The 15,100-nt window shown below is 64.1% G+C and carries 11 protein-coding genes and 1 pseudogene; 6 read left to right on the top strand and 6 right to left on the bottom strand.

The features are described from left to right. On the bottom strand, positions 1–1,345 hold a 1,345-nt coding region (locus tag AAE027_RS35560), incomplete at its 3' end, for a HAMP domain-containing protein (RefSeq protein WP_370990555.1). Between the two features lie 258 nt (positions 1,346–1,603). Between AAE027_RS35560 and AAE027_RS35565 the strand changes: the two genes are divergently transcribed. Both AAE027_RS35565 and AAE027_RS35570 read left to right on the top strand, forming a co-directional pair. Next, positions 1,604–2,770: an FIST N-terminal domain-containing protein gene (locus AAE027_RS35565; RefSeq protein WP_370990556.1), complete on the top strand. Its 1,167-nt coding sequence runs from the start codon at positions 1,604–1,606 to the stop codon at positions 2,768–2,770. Next, a complete protein-coding gene (locus AAE027_RS35570) occupies positions 2,767–4,125 on the top strand; it encodes a hybrid sensor histidine kinase/response regulator (protein WP_370990557.1) in 1,359 nt (452 codons plus the stop codon). Before AAE027_RS35565 ends, AAE027_RS35570 begins: the two co-directional genes overlap by 4 nt. A 146-nt stretch (positions 4,126–4,271) precedes the next feature. Here the strand turns inward: AAE027_RS35570 and AAE027_RS35575 are convergent, their stop codons facing one another. From AAE027_RS35575 to AAE027_RS35595, 5 genes and pseudogenes are all read right to left on the bottom strand, one after another. Next, positions 4,272–4,964 carry a response regulator gene (locus tag AAE027_RS35575; RefSeq protein WP_370990558.1) on the bottom strand — a complete coding sequence of 231 codons (693 nt, stop codon included), beginning with the start codon at positions 4,962–4,964 and terminating at the stop codon, positions 4,272–4,274. 103 nt (positions 4,965–5,067) lie between these two features. Further along, positions 5,068–5,754, bottom strand: a complete 687-nt coding sequence (locus AAE027_RS35580; protein WP_091896604.1) for a response regulator — start codon at positions 5,752–5,754, stop codon at positions 5,068–5,070. 123 nt (positions 5,755–5,877) lie between these two features. Continuing rightward, positions 5,878–7,068, bottom strand: coding sequence for a c-type cytochrome (locus AAE027_RS35585; RefSeq protein ID WP_370990559.1), 1,191 nt, complete (start codon positions 7,066–7,068; stop codon positions 5,878–5,880). A gap of 139 nt (positions 7,069–7,207) precedes the next feature. After that, on the bottom strand, positions 7,208–8,923 hold the full coding sequence (locus AAE027_RS35590) for a PQQ-dependent methanol/ethanol family dehydrogenase (RefSeq protein WP_128940953.1): 1,716 nt from the start codon (positions 8,921–8,923) through the stop codon (positions 7,208–7,210). 414 nt (positions 8,924–9,337) lie between these two features. Next, positions 9,338–9,543 (bottom strand): annotated as a pseudogene (locus AAE027_RS35595) (SRPBCC family protein); the annotation flags it as partial. Between the two features lie 453 nt (positions 9,544–9,996). Between AAE027_RS35595 and AAE027_RS35600 the strand changes: the two are divergent. The 4 genes from AAE027_RS35600 to AAE027_RS35615 all read left to right on the top strand — a co-directional run bounded on the left by AAE027_RS35600 (position 9,997) and on the right by AAE027_RS35615 (position 15,073). Then, positions 9,997–10,497, top strand: a complete 501-nt coding sequence (locus AAE027_RS35600) for a (2Fe-2S)-binding protein (protein ID WP_370990560.1) — start codon at positions 9,997–9,999, stop codon at positions 10,495–10,497. Between the two features lie 82 nt (positions 10,498–10,579). Next, on the top strand, positions 10,580–12,922 hold the full coding sequence (locus tag AAE027_RS35605; RefSeq protein ID WP_370990561.1) for a xanthine dehydrogenase family protein molybdopterin-binding subunit: 2,343 nt from the start codon (positions 10,580–10,582) through the stop codon (positions 12,920–12,922). A gap of 15 nt (positions 12,923–12,937) precedes the next feature. Next, entirely contained in the window at positions 12,938–13,738 is an 801-nt protein-coding gene (locus tag AAE027_RS35610; RefSeq protein WP_091896509.1) for an FAD binding domain-containing protein, read from the top strand. 210 nt (positions 13,739–13,948) lie between these two features. Further along, complete coding sequence (locus AAE027_RS35615; protein WP_370990562.1) at positions 13,949–15,073, top strand: CaiB/BaiF CoA transferase family protein; 1,125 nt, start codon at positions 13,949–13,951, stop codon at positions 15,071–15,073. The last annotated feature ends 27 nt before the right edge of the window (positions 15,074–15,100 follow it).

The following is a 15,100-nucleotide window of genomic DNA, read 5'->3' on the forward strand; positions in this document are numbered from 1 at the left end:
CGACCTGGCTCGACAGGCTCTGCGTGGTCTCGGCGGTGCGGGTCAGCGTGGAGGCCGCCGATTCCAGCTGCACGGCGGAGGCCGAGACGTTGGAGACGATGGCGCCGACGGCGCTCTCGAAATCGTCGGCAAAGCGGATCAGCTCGGCGCGTCGGCTTGCCGCCTGCTCCCGGTTCTGGACCTCGCTGGCGGCGGCATCGCGCTCGGCCTTGGCCACCGCCTGAACCTTGAACTCCTCGACCGCGCCGGCCATCTCGCCGATCTCGTCCTTGCGGCCAAGTCCCGGCAGCACCACGTCGAAATTGCCCGAAGCCAGCTCCCGCATCGCCTTGCACATCGCGATCATCGGACGCGACATGCCGGTCCCGAGCAGGAAGGCGAGGACCGCACCGAGCAGCGTGCCGCCGACGGCGAGGATCAGCACCAGTTGCTCGGTCTGCCCGATAGTCGCTTCCGACTGCGCATCCAGCCGCTGCTGTTCGGCGACGAGGTCCGCCTTCATGGCGGTGGCGCCCTGAAGGATCGCCCCGGCCGAGCCGCTCATTTCGGTCACGAGGTCATCGATCATCTTGGCGTTGGCGATCAGCTTCTCCAGCGCTTGCCGATAGGCTCCCAACAGCGCCTTGGCGTCCTTCAGCCCGGCGACGATCTTGTCGTCCATGGAATAGACCGCACCGAGCGAGTTATCGACGAATTTCAGCCGCGCCAGCGCGCTTGCCGCGACCGCTTGGTCGGAATTGAGGATGAAATTGCTCGCGGCAGAACTTGCGGTCTGGAACTGGGCATTGACCTGCTTGGTGCCGAACTCGATCGCCTGCGCTTCCGCGTCGGAGGCGTTGTTGCCGATGTCGTCGAGCTTGTATTTCAGGAGATTGGCGTTGCGCTGGAGCTGGTTCTGGACCAGCAGCGCGCTGTCGCGCTTGGCCTGCAAGATCTTGGCAAAGGTCGCGGAGAAGTTGGAAAACTCCTTGGCGAGCTTGTTGAGGCCCTCCTGCCTCGCCGGCTTCTTGGCGCTCTTGATGGCTTGGTCGATCGCGGCCTTCAGGCTGGCTTCCGCCTCCAGCGCCGCCTTGGCGTCGTCCTCCTTGCCGGTCACGACAAAGTAGCGGGCGGCCGAACGATAGGCGAGCAGCTCGCGGTCGATGTTGCGAGCAAGGTCGGCCTCGGAAACGCTGGTGCGGTAGGACCCGACCCCGGAGGAAACCCGTTCGAAGCCGAAATAGGAGAAGGCCATGCTGCCGGCGGAAATCACCAGCACTGCGGCGAAGCCCAGAATGATCTTGGTACGAAACCTGAGGGTCGGAAATAGTGTGCGCTTCGACGGCGATGCGGTACGCCCGGACATTCCAACCCCCAAGATCTGTTCTTGCACGTGCAACGCGGCCTGGAAGCAGCCCCTTCCGGACCGGCGATGAAAATTAGGGCAGAATCGTCAAGGGGCGGTAAATTCTTCCGCCCCTCCTCCGCAACGGCGGCTTGGTGCGGAACACGCGCCCCGGGGACCTGGCCACCGTGTTGCGACCGGGCGAGAAAGGCCATACTCTTTGGACACTTGTCAGGCACTTGGCATTAGACCGAGCGGGTCCTCGAGGGGAGAAACGGAGTGGGGCAAACCGACTTTCGGTTTGGCGGTTCGTCTGGCGTTGCTGTCGCGAAGTCGAAGGCCGCGGGCGCCGAGCAAGCCGTTGCCGACCTCGCCGGCCAGCTCCCATCCGACGAGCTGGCGCTCATTCTGCTCTTCGTCTCCCCGAGCTACGATCCGCACCAATTCATCGCCGAGATCAGCCGACAATTTGACGGAGTCCCGGTCTGCGGCTGCACCACTGCCGGCGAGCTGGCCCCCGACGGCTGGGACGAGAACAGCGTCGTCGCTCTCGCGTTCAGCCGAGCCGACTTCTCGGCCGTGGTGCGCCCCATTCTCAATCTCGACAGTTTTCGCGTCGAGGACGGCCGCAGGATCGGCGCCGAGCTTCGGCAGGAGCTGCTGCGGGTGTCCTCCCAGGTCGAGCGCGGAAATCCGTTCGGCCTGGTCCTGATCGACGGCCTGTGCCGCCGGGAAGAAGCGGTGATGTCCGCGATCTACGCCTCGCTGGACGACATTCCGATCGTCGGTGGATCTGCGGGCGACGGGATGCGCTTCGAGAGGACCTGGGTGTTCCTCGACGGCAAGGCGCACACGAATGCCGCTCTCTTGATCGTCTTGAGCACGTCGCTGCCGTTCCGGGTATTTAAATGTGACAATTTCGAACCGCGGCCGCAGAAGATGGTGGTCACCGAGGCCGACATCGAGAATCGAACGGTCAGGGAGCTGAACGCCGAGCCCGCGGCCCAGGAATATTCCCGCGTCGTCGGGATCATGGACGCCAAGCTCGATCCGTTCTCGTTCGCCTCGCATCCGGTTCTGGTCCGCGTCGGCGGCTCCTACTACGCTCGGTCGATCCAGCGCGTCGAACCGGACGGCTCGCTGCACTTCTTTTGCGCCATCGACGAGGGCATGGTGCTGACGGCGGCAACATCGCGCAGCCTCGTCGGCACGACGCGCGAGGCCTTCGCGGAAACGCGCGACCAGATCGGCGAGGTCTCGCTCTATATCGGTTTCGAGTGCCTGCTGCGCCGGCTCGACGCCGAGCAGCACCAGCTCGCCCGCGACATGTCCGAGCTCTACCGCCAGAATCGCGTCGTCGGTTTTCATACCTACGGCGAACAGTTCGGCTCGATGCATGTGAACCAGACGTTCACGGGCGTCGCCATCGGCAGGCGCCCCTCGTGACCGGGCTATGGCAGGATGCCGAAACGGTCGAGCAGCTGCAGCGGGAAACCGCGAAGCTGAAGAAGATCAATGCCGCGCTGATGTCCCGCGTCGAGCGCTCGATGGACCAGCAGCTCAATGCCTTCTCGCTGTTCGAGACAGCCATCGCGCTCGACCGCCAGGTTCGAGACCGGACGCACCAGTTGCGCGAGGCGCTGCATTCGATCGAACGCGCCAATGAGGGTCTGTATCGCGCCAAGCAGCAGGCCGAGGCCGCAAGCTCGCTCAAATCGTCCGTTCTGATCTCGGTCACCCACGACCTGTTGCAGCCGCTGAACGCGGCGCGCCTGACGCTCTCGGCGCTGGCCGAGATGATGGAGACGCAGGAGGCGGGCCTGCTGATCGACCAGGTCGACCGCTCGCTGGTGACGCTGGAGGACCTGTTGCGGTCGTTGCTGGAGATCGCCAAGCTCGACGCCGGCGCGCTCAGGCCCGACGTGCGTCCGTTGGCGCTCGCGCCGCTGTTCGAGCAGCTCCGCAACGAGTTCGCGCCGATCGCCGCACGGCAAGGCCTGTCCTTGCGCATCCGCAACTCGACGCTCGCGGTGTCGTCGGACATGATGATGCTCCGACGCATCCTGCAAAATCTGCTTGCCAATGCCATCCGCTATACCCGCAGCGGCGGCGTCGTGATGGGATGCAGGCGCCGAAACGGCCGTATCTGCGTCCAGGTCTCCGATACCGGACCGGGAATTGCGCAGGCGCAACAAGAGGCAATCTTTCGCGAATTCCAGCGCGGTGAGGCCAGCGCAACCGACCAGGCCGGGTTCGGGCTCGGTCTCTCCATCGTTCGCCGCTTCGCGACGGTGCTCGGACATGCGGTGCAGCTGTCGTCGCAGGTCGGCAAAGGATCGACGTTCGTCCTGGAGCTGGAGCCGGCCGATCTCGCCGAGGTCAGCGACGAGGTGCACGAGACCAAGCTCGCCGAACGTCAATATGGTGGCCTCGAAGGCGCCAAGATCCTGCTGGTCGAGAACGATCCATCCGGCTCCGAGGCCATGGCCGCCTTGCTGGAAGGCTGGGGCTGCGATGTCGCGACCACGCGATCGACTGCGGAAGCGCTGCTGCGTCTCAGCGAGCTGGGCGGCGCGCCCGACGCGGTCATCGCCGATCTTCATCTCGATCACGGCGAAAGCGGATTGTCGGCGATAGCCGACATCCGGCAGCAACTGAAGCTCGACGTGCCCGCGATGATTATCACCGCCGACTATTCCGAGAAGGCCGCCAAGCAAGCGAGCCTCTCCGGCCTCGAAGTGTTGAAGAAGCCGGTCAAGCCTGCCGAGATGCGCGCGCTGCTGTCGTTCCTGCTGAGCTAGCTGGTGCGACGGTCACACAAAATATCGAAAAACAACCCCATGCACAGTAGCGGTAACTTATTACATCCCGCCAAGACGTTGATTCCTAAGCAAAGTCATCGACAGAACGACCGTCAATCGACGGGACAGGACAGGGGAAATTTGCGTCACTGCTGATCCGGTTGGGCACGCTCGCGCCTCGGCATGGTGCCCTCGTCTGCCAGCGTCGCGAAATCGATCTGCGACATTTCGACGATCGCCTTGGTGCGGCTCAGCACGTTCAGCTTGCGCAGGATGTCCGAGACATGGACCTTCACGGTGGTCTCGGAAATCTTCAGCTCATAGGCGATCTGCTTGTTCTGCAGGCCGCGCTTGAGCATGTCGAGGACCCGCAATTGCTGCGGCGTCAGATCATGCAGCCGTTTCAGCAGATCATGCGCGGGACTTGGGGCCCGCCGCGGCCGGAGTGCGCGATAGGCGTCGGGAATACAGACGAGACCCTGCAGCGCCTCGCCGATCGACTGGGCAAGCTCCTGCTTGGACGAGGATTTGAAGATGTAGCCGGCCACCCCGAGCGACAAGGCGCCGGAGATGATGCGTGGATCCTGATGCCCCGACACGATGACGACGGGAACCTTCGGGAATGCCTTGCGGATGCGAATGATGCCCGAGAGGCCGGTCGTGCCCGGCATCGACAGATCGAGGAGGAGGAGATCGAGCTCGGCGCCCGCGGACAGCTGTTCGAGCGCGCCGTCGATCGACGTCGCCTGCAGGATCTCGGCCCCGGGCGCCACCATTTGCAGCGCGCCTTCGAGCGCCTCGCGAAATAACGGATGGTCTTCGACAATCAGAAATCGCATCACGCGTGAGCCATTCCCAAATCGTTGCCGGGTTCGAGCTTGAACCGAGGATGTATCAGCCGGCCCGCGCCGGGTTGATCCAGGTCAAGAACGACGGCGCGGATCATTGCGGCCTCCCACGATCGACCCTCGCATAGGGCCGGCTCCTGGGATCGGGCAGGTCCATCTTGCCGATTTCGATGATCGCCTTGTTGCGGCTGAACAGTCCGAGCTTGCGCAGGATCTCGGTGATGTGCGCTTTCACCGTGGATTCGGCGAGCTGTAGCTCCTGCGCGATCTGCCGGTTCGGATAACCGCGGCGAAGCAGGTCCAGCACCCGAAGCTGCTGCGGCGTGAGCTCGCGGAGCTTGACCACGAGGGCCTTGCTGGTCTCGGCTTTTCGCCGCGGCGGCGTCGGCACGAAATCCCGGGGCACCGATACCGATCCGGACAGCACGCCCTCGATCGACTGGGCCAGCTCGCGCTTCGACGTCGACTTCGGGAGATAGCCGGCCGCGCCGAGCGCCAGCGCTTCGCGGACCACATGCTGGTCCTCCTCGCTCGATACGATGGCGACCGGCAGGCGCGGATAGGTTTCGCGCAAGCGGAGAAAGCCGGAGAAGCCGGTCGCATCCGGCAGCGACAGATCGAGCAGCGCGAGGTCGATCCCCTGCTCGGCCGACAGGATGTGCAGGGCGTCCTCGATCGACATCGCCTCCAGGATGCGGGCCTCTGGCAAGGCGAGCCGCACTGCATTGCCCAGCGCTTCGCGAAACAGCGGATGATCGTCGATGATCAGAAAGCTGGCCATGGCGCCTTCCAAAGGATCCACCGCACGAGCGGCGGCAGCGCACCCATCCTGCGCCGGTCCGGCGTCGGAAAGATGCATGATGGACGCTACCACATCTTCCCGATCCCGTCCGGTCAAGGCCGTTCAGTCGTTCGATTCGACCTGGACCGTCAGCAGGAAGGAATAAATGCTGTCGAACTGGTCGTCGGTGTAGACCTCCTTCCAGGCCGGCATGCCCTTGGCGGGGCGCCCCTCGTGCACGGTCTTCCAGAACGTGTCGCGCATGTCGTCGCCGTAGCGGTGACGCAAGAGCCGCAGATCGATCTTCCGTTCGCTCTGGATGGCGTCGGGGCCGTGGCAATGCGCGCAGGTTCCGTTGAAGATCTCCTTGCCCGCGCCGATGGTCTCCGCATTCGGCGTAGATGCATCGCCCTTGATCTCGGTTGCCACCACATTTGCGACCTGCCTCACGCTCGGCCCGGGGCCCGCTCCTGTCGTGGTTCCCGCCGGCACAGCCTGGGCCGCGCCAAAGCGGACAGGCTGTCCAGCCGGTAAGCCGTATTTCACCGCGAGATCGGCGATTGTGCTCTGAAGCGTCGGCAGAATCGCATCGACCCGATCGCGCAGCTCGGTCGAACCCTTCGCAAAGCCGATGGCGGCATCCCATGACAGGCCTTCGCCTTCGGTGAGCCGGATTTGATAGCGGTCATGATAGGCGGTCATGTTCAACCAGCCGGCGACGGGCCCCCAGATGAAGGCGACGTCGGCCCTGCCCTGATCGAGCGCCTGCATGGCCTCCTCGGGCGACAGCACGGTCAGCTTCTGGATGTCGTCACGTGTCGCAAGGAGGTTTTGTGGTGTGCTGGCGTACTGGACAGCGACGCGCTTGCCCCTGAGGTCGTCCACGCCGCCGATCGCCTGACCTTTCGCCGCGACCAGGGCGTAGCCTTCCTTCGCAAAGGTGCTGGAGAAGATCACGGCAGGTCCCATGAAATCCTCGGAGCGCGGCAAGCCGATCATGGCGTCGCATTGCTTGCCCAGCAGCGTGACCCGCACGGTGCGCTTGCCGAAATAGGATTTGTACCAGTCGTAAGTGATCGGTTGGCCGAGCGCCTGCGCCAGCGCCTGGCCAATTTCGACATAGAAGCCCGGCCGCGACGGATCATCGCTCGAGAACGGCAGATTGGTCGGATCGGCGCAGAGACGGAACGGCTTCGCCTCGTCCGCGTGAGCGGTTGCGGCCGGTGCAATCAGCGCAGACGCGGCAGCCCATGCGAACAGTCCCGCGATGGTGCGATGGCGGCTCTTGCCGTTTCCTGGATTGATCGGACGCATCCTCATCTCCGGCAGCTGGGAATTGTTGGACCAGGCGTGGCGGCACAGGATCTGGCCCGAGATCTGGCCTATGCCATCGCCGCGCGATGTCGAGAAAGCGCGCGCGTATCCCGTTCCTCCGGGATACGCGCGCGAGTCGTCACTGGACGGAGAACACGAAGAGCGAACCGCCCTCGGGGGCTGCGGCCGTCATCTTCTTCCCAACCTCGCCCAGGAACGCGGGCAGTGCAGCCGTGCGGCCGACGACGATGGCGACGTATTGCTTGCCGTCGACACTGTAGGTCACCGGGCCCGCGCCGATACCGGAGCCGAGATTCTTGCTCCACAGCACCTTGCCGGACTTCGCATCGATGGCGCGGAAGTCACCATGGATGTTACCGGCGAACACGAGGCCGCCGCCGGTGGTCAGCGTGCCGCCGTTGAACGGCAGGTCTTCCTTGATCGACCAGACCTTCTTCTGGGCGATGGGATCCCAGGCCACGAGCTCGCCGAGGAAGCCGCCGGGGCCTTCCTTGGTCGGGAATTCGGCGCCGAGATAGAACACGCCGCGCTTGTAGGCGACGTCGGAAACCGACCAGTCCATGCAGACATTGTTCGAGGGGATGTAGACGAGCCCGGTCTGCGGATTGAACGACATCGGTTGCCAGTTCTTGCCGCCAATCAGGTTCGGACAGATGTCCTTGGCAGGATGACCTGGCCCCGGACGCTTGTCCGGATCTTCGACCGCCCGCATGGTGTTGACGTCCCACTTCTTCGCCCAGTTGGAGAAGACGTATTTCTCCGCCGAGAGCACCTTGCCGGTCTCACGGTTGGCGACGAAGAAGTAGCCGTTGCGATCCGCCTTCATCAGCGCCGGCACCGTGCTGCCGCCGATCTTGAGATCCGCAAGCACGGCCTCGTTGACGCCGTCATAGTCCCAGGCATCGGCCGGCGTGGTCTGGATATGCCACTTGATCTTGCCGGTGTTGGGATCGAGCGCGAGCGTCGAGGCGGTGTAGAGGTTGGTCAGCTTGCCGAAATTGCCGTCGCCGGTCGAACGTACGCCGGTGTTCCACGGACCAGGATTGCTGGTGCCCCAATAGACGGTGTCGCTCTTGGGATCGTAGGAGCCGACCAGCCAGGCCGCCCCGCCGCCATGCTGGGCGGAATCGCCTTTCCAGGTGTCGCCGCCGGGCTCATCCGGGCTGGGAACCGTAAAGGTCTGCCACAATTGCTTGCCGCTGTTGATGTCGAAGGCCTGGAGCGAACCGCGCACGCCGTACTCGCCGCCACCGAAACCGGTGATGACCTTGTCGCGCACCACCAGCGGCGGCGAGGTGATGACCGAACCCTGCTTGTAATCGACGACCTTCGTCGTCCACAGCGCCTTGCCGGTCGCGGCATCGAGCGCCGTCAGCTTGCCGTCGAGGCGGCCGACGAAGATCTTTCCGTCCGCATAGGAGACGCCGCGGTTGTTCACGTCGCAGCAGGCATATTGCAGCACGTCATCGGGAATTTCGGGCTCCCAGGTCCATTTGCGCGCGCCGGTCGCGGCGTCGAGCGCATAGACGTATTTCGGGCCCCATGAGCTCGAGACGTACAGCGTGTTGCCGACGACGATCGGCGAGGATTCGTTCGAGCGCAACGACGCCAGCGAGAACGAATAGGCGAGCGTCAGCTTGCCGGCGTTCTCGGTATTGATCTGCTTGAGCGGGCTGTAACGCGTATTGCCGTAATCGTGGCCGGCAACGGCCCACTGGTTCGAATCGGATTGCGCCTTGATCAGCGAGTCGTTGGCACGGACGCCTGATGTGCCGGCGGCCAGCATCGCAACCATCGAAATACCAGCCAAAAAGCCCTTCGTTCCAAAGGTCATGTATTCCCTCCGCGGTGTTGTTGTGTACGCCGGTTGGGCGCTGGAACGCATTGCGCTCCCGATGCGCAGTTTGCCTGCGAGCCATCGCGCAAATTACAGCATCGGCTTTTCGCGCTTAGTATAGGCGGAAGGTAGTAGTGCAAATCGTCGGCGGCTTTCGCCGCGCATCTCGTTGTCGAATCTCGGCTCTTTGCCTTGATTTTCAGGTGGAAACGCACCAAGCGAGTGTGGGGACCGACGACATCGCCTCACTCTCGGTCGTCGTCCCGGACAAGCGAACGAAGTGAGCGCTTGTCCGGGACGACAGGGGAGTTTGTGTTGACCTTGCCTCGTCCCACTACTTCGTCAGCTTGGCAATGTCGCGCGCAAGCCGGCCGCACGCATCGGGCATCGCGCAACGATCGTGCGCCGCAGTCACGATGATGGCGCTACCACCGCCGCGAAGCTCTCGAAGAAATTCGCCGCGAGCTTTCGCGACGTCGAATCGATCAATCGCGAGCCGAGCTGCGCGAGCTTGCCGCCGATCTGAGCCTCGGCTTCGCAATGCAGGGTGGTGACGTCGCCGCCTCTCCCTCGAGCCTGGCCTTCGCGCCGCCCTTGGCGAAGCCGGCCACGCCGCTGGCCCTCGCCGACGCGGCGCGAGGGCCGGCGCAGCGACATCAGGCGCTCGGCAGGTCCAGGGCGCACCTGCAATAAAATCAATGGCTTAGCGTCACGCCACCTACTACCAAGATCGCGATTGCAAAGCCGCGAGCGCGTGCTCCTATTCACACTAGGGAACAAGACATCCTGGGGAGAACAACGTGCGGGAGGGCTGAGCTCGCAGGCGAGCAGCGGCGGTACGCGGCTTCGACGATGCGACGTTGTCCGCGGACGCGATGAGAACTTTCCGAACCTACCTTGCGGTCGCGCCACGCGTTGGCGACGGCCTGGCGCATCATGATCGAAACGCGCGCCGTGCCGGCCGCCACGATGACCTTTCCATGACGCGAGGTCACCAAAATGCCAGTTGCAAAGTTCCGTTGCGCTGTTTCTAATTAGAACCAATCAAAATCATTCTGGGAGGACTCCACGTGTCTACAGTCAAACTGACGGTCAACGGCAAGGCCGTTGCTGTCGACGTCGAGGACCGCACGCTGCTGGTCCACCTCTTGCGCGATCACCTCAACCTCACGGGGACCCATGTCGGCTGCGACACCAGCCAGTGCGGCGCCTGCGTCGTGCACATGGACGGCCGCGCCGTGAAATCCTGCACTATGCTGGCAGGACAGGCGGACGGCGCGAGCGTCACCACGATCGAAGGCATCGCCAAGGGCGATGAGCTGCATCCGATGCAGGCCGCTTTCCGCGACAATCACGGCCTGCAATGCGGCTATTGCACGCCGGGCATGATCATGTCGGCGATCGACATCGTGCAGCGCCATCAAGCTCAAGGATCTGGCGGCCAGCTCGACGAAGCCACCGTACGTCAAGAGCTCGAGGGCAATATCTGCCGCTGCACCGGCTACCACAACATCGTCAAGGCCGTGCTGGATGCAGCCGGTCGCATGAAGGTTGCGCAGGCGGCCGAGTAGAGCGGCCGCCGCGAACAAGAAAACCACTGCCGCTTTCGATGGAAAGCGCAGGTCAACAAATTTCCGGTCGGGAGGACCAGACATGGGTGTTGAAGGCATCGGCGCGCGCGTCGTGCGCAAGGAAGACAAGCGTTTCATTACCGGCAAGGGCCGCTACGTCGACGACATCAAATTGCCGGGCATGACTCATGCCTATTTCATCAGAAGTCCGCACGCGCATGCCAAGGTGAAGGGGATCGACTCCTCTGCCGCCTTGAAGATGCCGGGCGTGCTCGCGGTGCTCACGGGACAGCAACTCGTCGACGACAAGGTCGGTAACCTCATCTGCGGCTGGGCCATCACCTCCAAGGATGGCAGCCCGATGAAGATGGGCGCATGGCCGGCGATGGCGCCGGAGACGGTGCGGTTCGTTGGCCAGGCCGTCGCGGTCGTGATCGCCGAGAGCAAGAATCTCGCGCGCGACGCGGCGGAAGCTGTCGTCGTCGATTACGAGGAGCTTCCCGCGGTCGCCGACATGCACGCTGCCATCAAGGCCGGCGCGCCGCAGCTGCATCCCGAAGCCCCCGGCAACCAGGTCTATGACTGGGTGATCGGCGACGAGGGTGCGGTCGATGCAGCCTTCTCGAAGGCCGCCAATGTGGTGAAGCTCGACGTCACCAACAACCGCCTCGCCCCGAATGCGATGGAGCCGCGCGCGGCGATCGCCGATTACGACGCGGCGGAGGAGCATTTCACGCTCTACACGACGTCGCAGAACCCGCACGTCGCCCGCCTCGTGCTGTCGGCGTTCTACAACATCGCTCCGGAGCACAAGCTGCGCGTGATCGCGCCCGACGTCGGCGGCGGCTTCGGCTCGAAGATCTTCATCTATCCCGAAGAGATGGTGGCGCTGTGGGCCTCCAAGAAGGTCGGCCGTCCCGTGAAGTGGACCGGCGACCGCACCGAGGCCTTCCTCACCGACGCGCATGGCCGCGACCATGTGACTCATGCCGAGATGGCCTTCGACACCAACAACAAGATCACCGGCTTGAAGGTGAAGACCTACGCCAATTTCGGCGCCTACATGTCGCTGTTCTCGTCGTCGGTGCCGACCTATCTCTACGCGACGCTACTGTCGGGCCAGTACAACATCCCGGCGATCCATGCCGAGGTGATCGGCGTCTACACCAACACCACGCCGGTCGACGCCTATCGCGGCGCCGGCCGCCCCGAGGCCAGCTACCTGCTGGAACGGCTGATGGAGACGGCGGCACGGCAGCTGAAAGTCGATCCGGCCGAGCTGCGCCGGACCAACTTCATCACCCAGTTCCCGCACCAGACGCCTGTCATCATGGCCTATGACACCGGCGACTTTAACGCCTCGCTCGATGCCGCGATGAAGGCGATCGACTATGCCGGCTTCCCTGCCCGCAAGGCACAAGCAAAGTCGCAAGGCAAGCTGCGCGGCATCGGCGTGTCCTGCTACATCGAGGCCTGCGGCATCGCGCCGTCAAAAGCTGTCGGCAGTCTGGGTGCCGGCGTCGGCTTGTGGGAATCGGCCGAGGTGCGGGTCAATCCGGTCGGCACCATCGAGATCCTCACGGGATCGCACAGCCACGGCCAGGGCCACGAGACCACGTTCTGCCAGCTCGTCGCGGACCGCCTTGGCGTTCCCATCAGCCAGGTCTCGATCGTCCATGGCGACACCGACAAGGTGCAGTTCGGCATGGGCACTTATGGCTCGCGCTCGGCGGCCGTCGGTCTCACCGCGATCCTGAAGGCGATGGAGAAGATGGAGTCCAAGGCCAAGAAGATCGCCGCGCATGCGCTGGAGGCCTCGGAGGCCGACATCGTCATCGAGAACGGCGAGTTCAAGGTCACGGGCACCGACAAGGCGATCGCCTTCCCGATGGTCGCGCTCGCGGCCTACACCGCGCACAATCTGCCCGAGGGGATGGAGCCGGGCCTGAAGGAGAGCGCCTTCTACGACCCCACCAACTTCACCTTCCCGGCCGGCGCCTATATCTGCGAGCTCGAGGTCGATCCCGGCACCGGCAAGACCTCCTTCGTCAACTTCGTTGCGGCCGACGATTTCGGCCGGCTGATCAACCCGATGATCGTCGAGGGACAGGTCCATGGCGGCCTCGCCCAGGGCATCGGGCAGGCGCTGCTCGAGCACGCGATCTACGACGCCAACGGCCAGCCGGTCACGGCCTCGTTCATGGATTACTCCATGCCGCGTGCCGACGATTTGCCCTCGTTCAACCTCTCCCACACCACGACGCTGTGCCCGGGCAATCCCCTGGGCATCAAGGGTTGCGGTGAGGCCGGCGCGATCGGCGCTTCTGCAGCCGTGATCAACGCGATCACGGATGCGATCGGCAAGAACAATCTGGAAATGCCCGCGACCCCCGACCGGGTGTGGCGCACGATCAACGCCGCTTAAGAGGGAGGAACCAAGATGTACCAGACCACCTATCATCGGGCTTCCTCGGTCGACGAAGCCGTGAGCCTGTTCGGCAAGAGCAGCGAGGCGAAATTCCTGGCCGGCGGACAAACCCTGCTGCCGGTCATGAAGCAGCGGCTCGCCAATCCGTCAGACGTCATCGACCTCGGCAAAATCAAGGACATGATCGGCGTCGAGGCCTCCGGCGACACGCTGACCATCAAGGCCGCCACGCCGCATCATGACGTCGCCACCAGCGACGCCGCGAAGAAGGCGATTCCGGCACTCGCCTATCTGGCGTCGCTGATCGGCGACCCCGCGGTGCGCTATCGCGGCACGATCGGTGGCTCGATCGCCAACAACGATCCTGCCGCCGACTATCCCGCCGCACTGCTCGCGCTCGGCGCCACCGTGAAGACCAACAAGCGGTCGATCTCGGCGGATGATTTCTTCAAGGGCCTGTTCACCACGGCACTCGAAGACGGTGAGATCATCACCGCCGTGTCGTTCCCGGTTCCGGCGAAAGCGGGCTACGCCAAGATGCGGCATCCGGCCTCGCGCTTCGCACTGACCGGGGTGTTCGTGGCGCAGACCAAATCGGGCGAGGTGCGGGTAGCCGCCACCGGCGCCTCGCAGAACGGCGTGATGCGGGTCCCCGCCATCGAAGCCGCGTTGAAGGCGAACTGGTCGCCATCGGCGATCGACAGCGTCAATATTTCTGCGAGCGGATTGCTGGCTGACATCCATGGCACGGCCGAGTACCGCGCCAACCTCGTCAAAGTGATGGCACAGCGCGCGGTGACCGCTGCGGGCTGACAATCGCGCTTTAGCGCCTCGACACAAATTTTCCGCGGCGCGCACTTCGGTGCGCGCCGTTTTTATTTTGGCCATGCGGCATGAAAACCGCTTGCCTCGCTGGTGTGAAGGCGAGAAAAGTTAATCAGCCAATTAACTCGCCCCAAAGAGCAATGTCCGAGGCCATTGCCGGATCACCGGCATCCGCCCGCGACCCGAGGAAACAACAACGTGCTCGATAAACCAGCCCAACAAAAATCAGATGGCTCCTCCGTCCGCGCCTCCGGCCCGCTGTCGGGCTTCCGCATCGTCGAATTCGCCGGCATCGGACCCGGCCCGTTCGCCTGCATGATGCTGACCGATATGGGCGCCGACGTCGTCACGCTCGATCGCATCGGCGCCAAGAAGAGCATGAAGTCGGTGGCGGGCCGCGGCCGCAAGGTGATCGAGCTCGACCTCAAGGACAAGGCGGCGATCGCGCAAGTTCTCGACCTGCTCGCCAGCGCCGATGCGCTGGTCGAAGGTTTTCGTCCCGGCGTGATGGAGCGGCTCGGGCTCGGCCCAGACGTCGTACTCGCGCGCAACCCGAAGCTGGTCTATGGCCGCATGACCGGCTGGGGTCAGGAAGGCCCGCTCGCGAACGCCGCCGGCCATGACATCAATTACATCTCGATCACCGGCGCGCTCGCCGCGATCGGACCTAAGGAGGCTCCGGTGCCGCCGCTCAATCTGGTCGGCGATTTCGGCGGCGGCGCGCTCTACCTCGTCGTCGGCGTGCTTGCGGCACTGCTGGAGGCGCAGAGATCTGGCAAGGGCCAGGTGGTCGATGCCGCCATGTGCGACGGCGCGGCGTCGCTGATGTCGTTCTTCTTCGACATGACCACGATGGGACGCTGGACCGAGGGGCGCAACCAGAACTTCCTCGACGGCGGCGCGCATTTCTACGGCGTCTACGAATGCGCCTGCGGCCATTTCGTCTCGATTGGGTCGATCGAGCCGCAATTCTACGCGCTGCTGCGCGAGCACGCGGGCCTGACCGACGCCGATTTCGACGCGCAGATGGACCGCAACGCCTGGCCGGCGCTGAAGGAGAAGCTGAAGGCGGTGTTCAAGAGCAAGACGCGCGAGGACTGGTGCAAGATCATGGAAGGCACCGACATCTGCTTCGCGCCAGTGCTGACCATGTCGGAAGCCACGCAACACCCGCACATGGTCGCCCGCAATGTCTTCGTCGAGCGTCACGGCGTGAAGCAGCCAGCGCCCGCGCCGAGATTCTCACGCACGCCTTCGGCCGTCCGCGAGCCGGAGGCGGCGGAGATCGGGGCTGTGACGGCTGCGTGGAAGGCCGGGCGCTAGCGGCGCTACGCAATCGCCTGGAGCCCG

This window comes from Bradyrhizobium sp. DN3, from assembly GCF_041357655.1.
Lineage (GTDB): Bacteria > Pseudomonadota > Alphaproteobacteria > Rhizobiales > Xanthobacteraceae > Bradyrhizobium.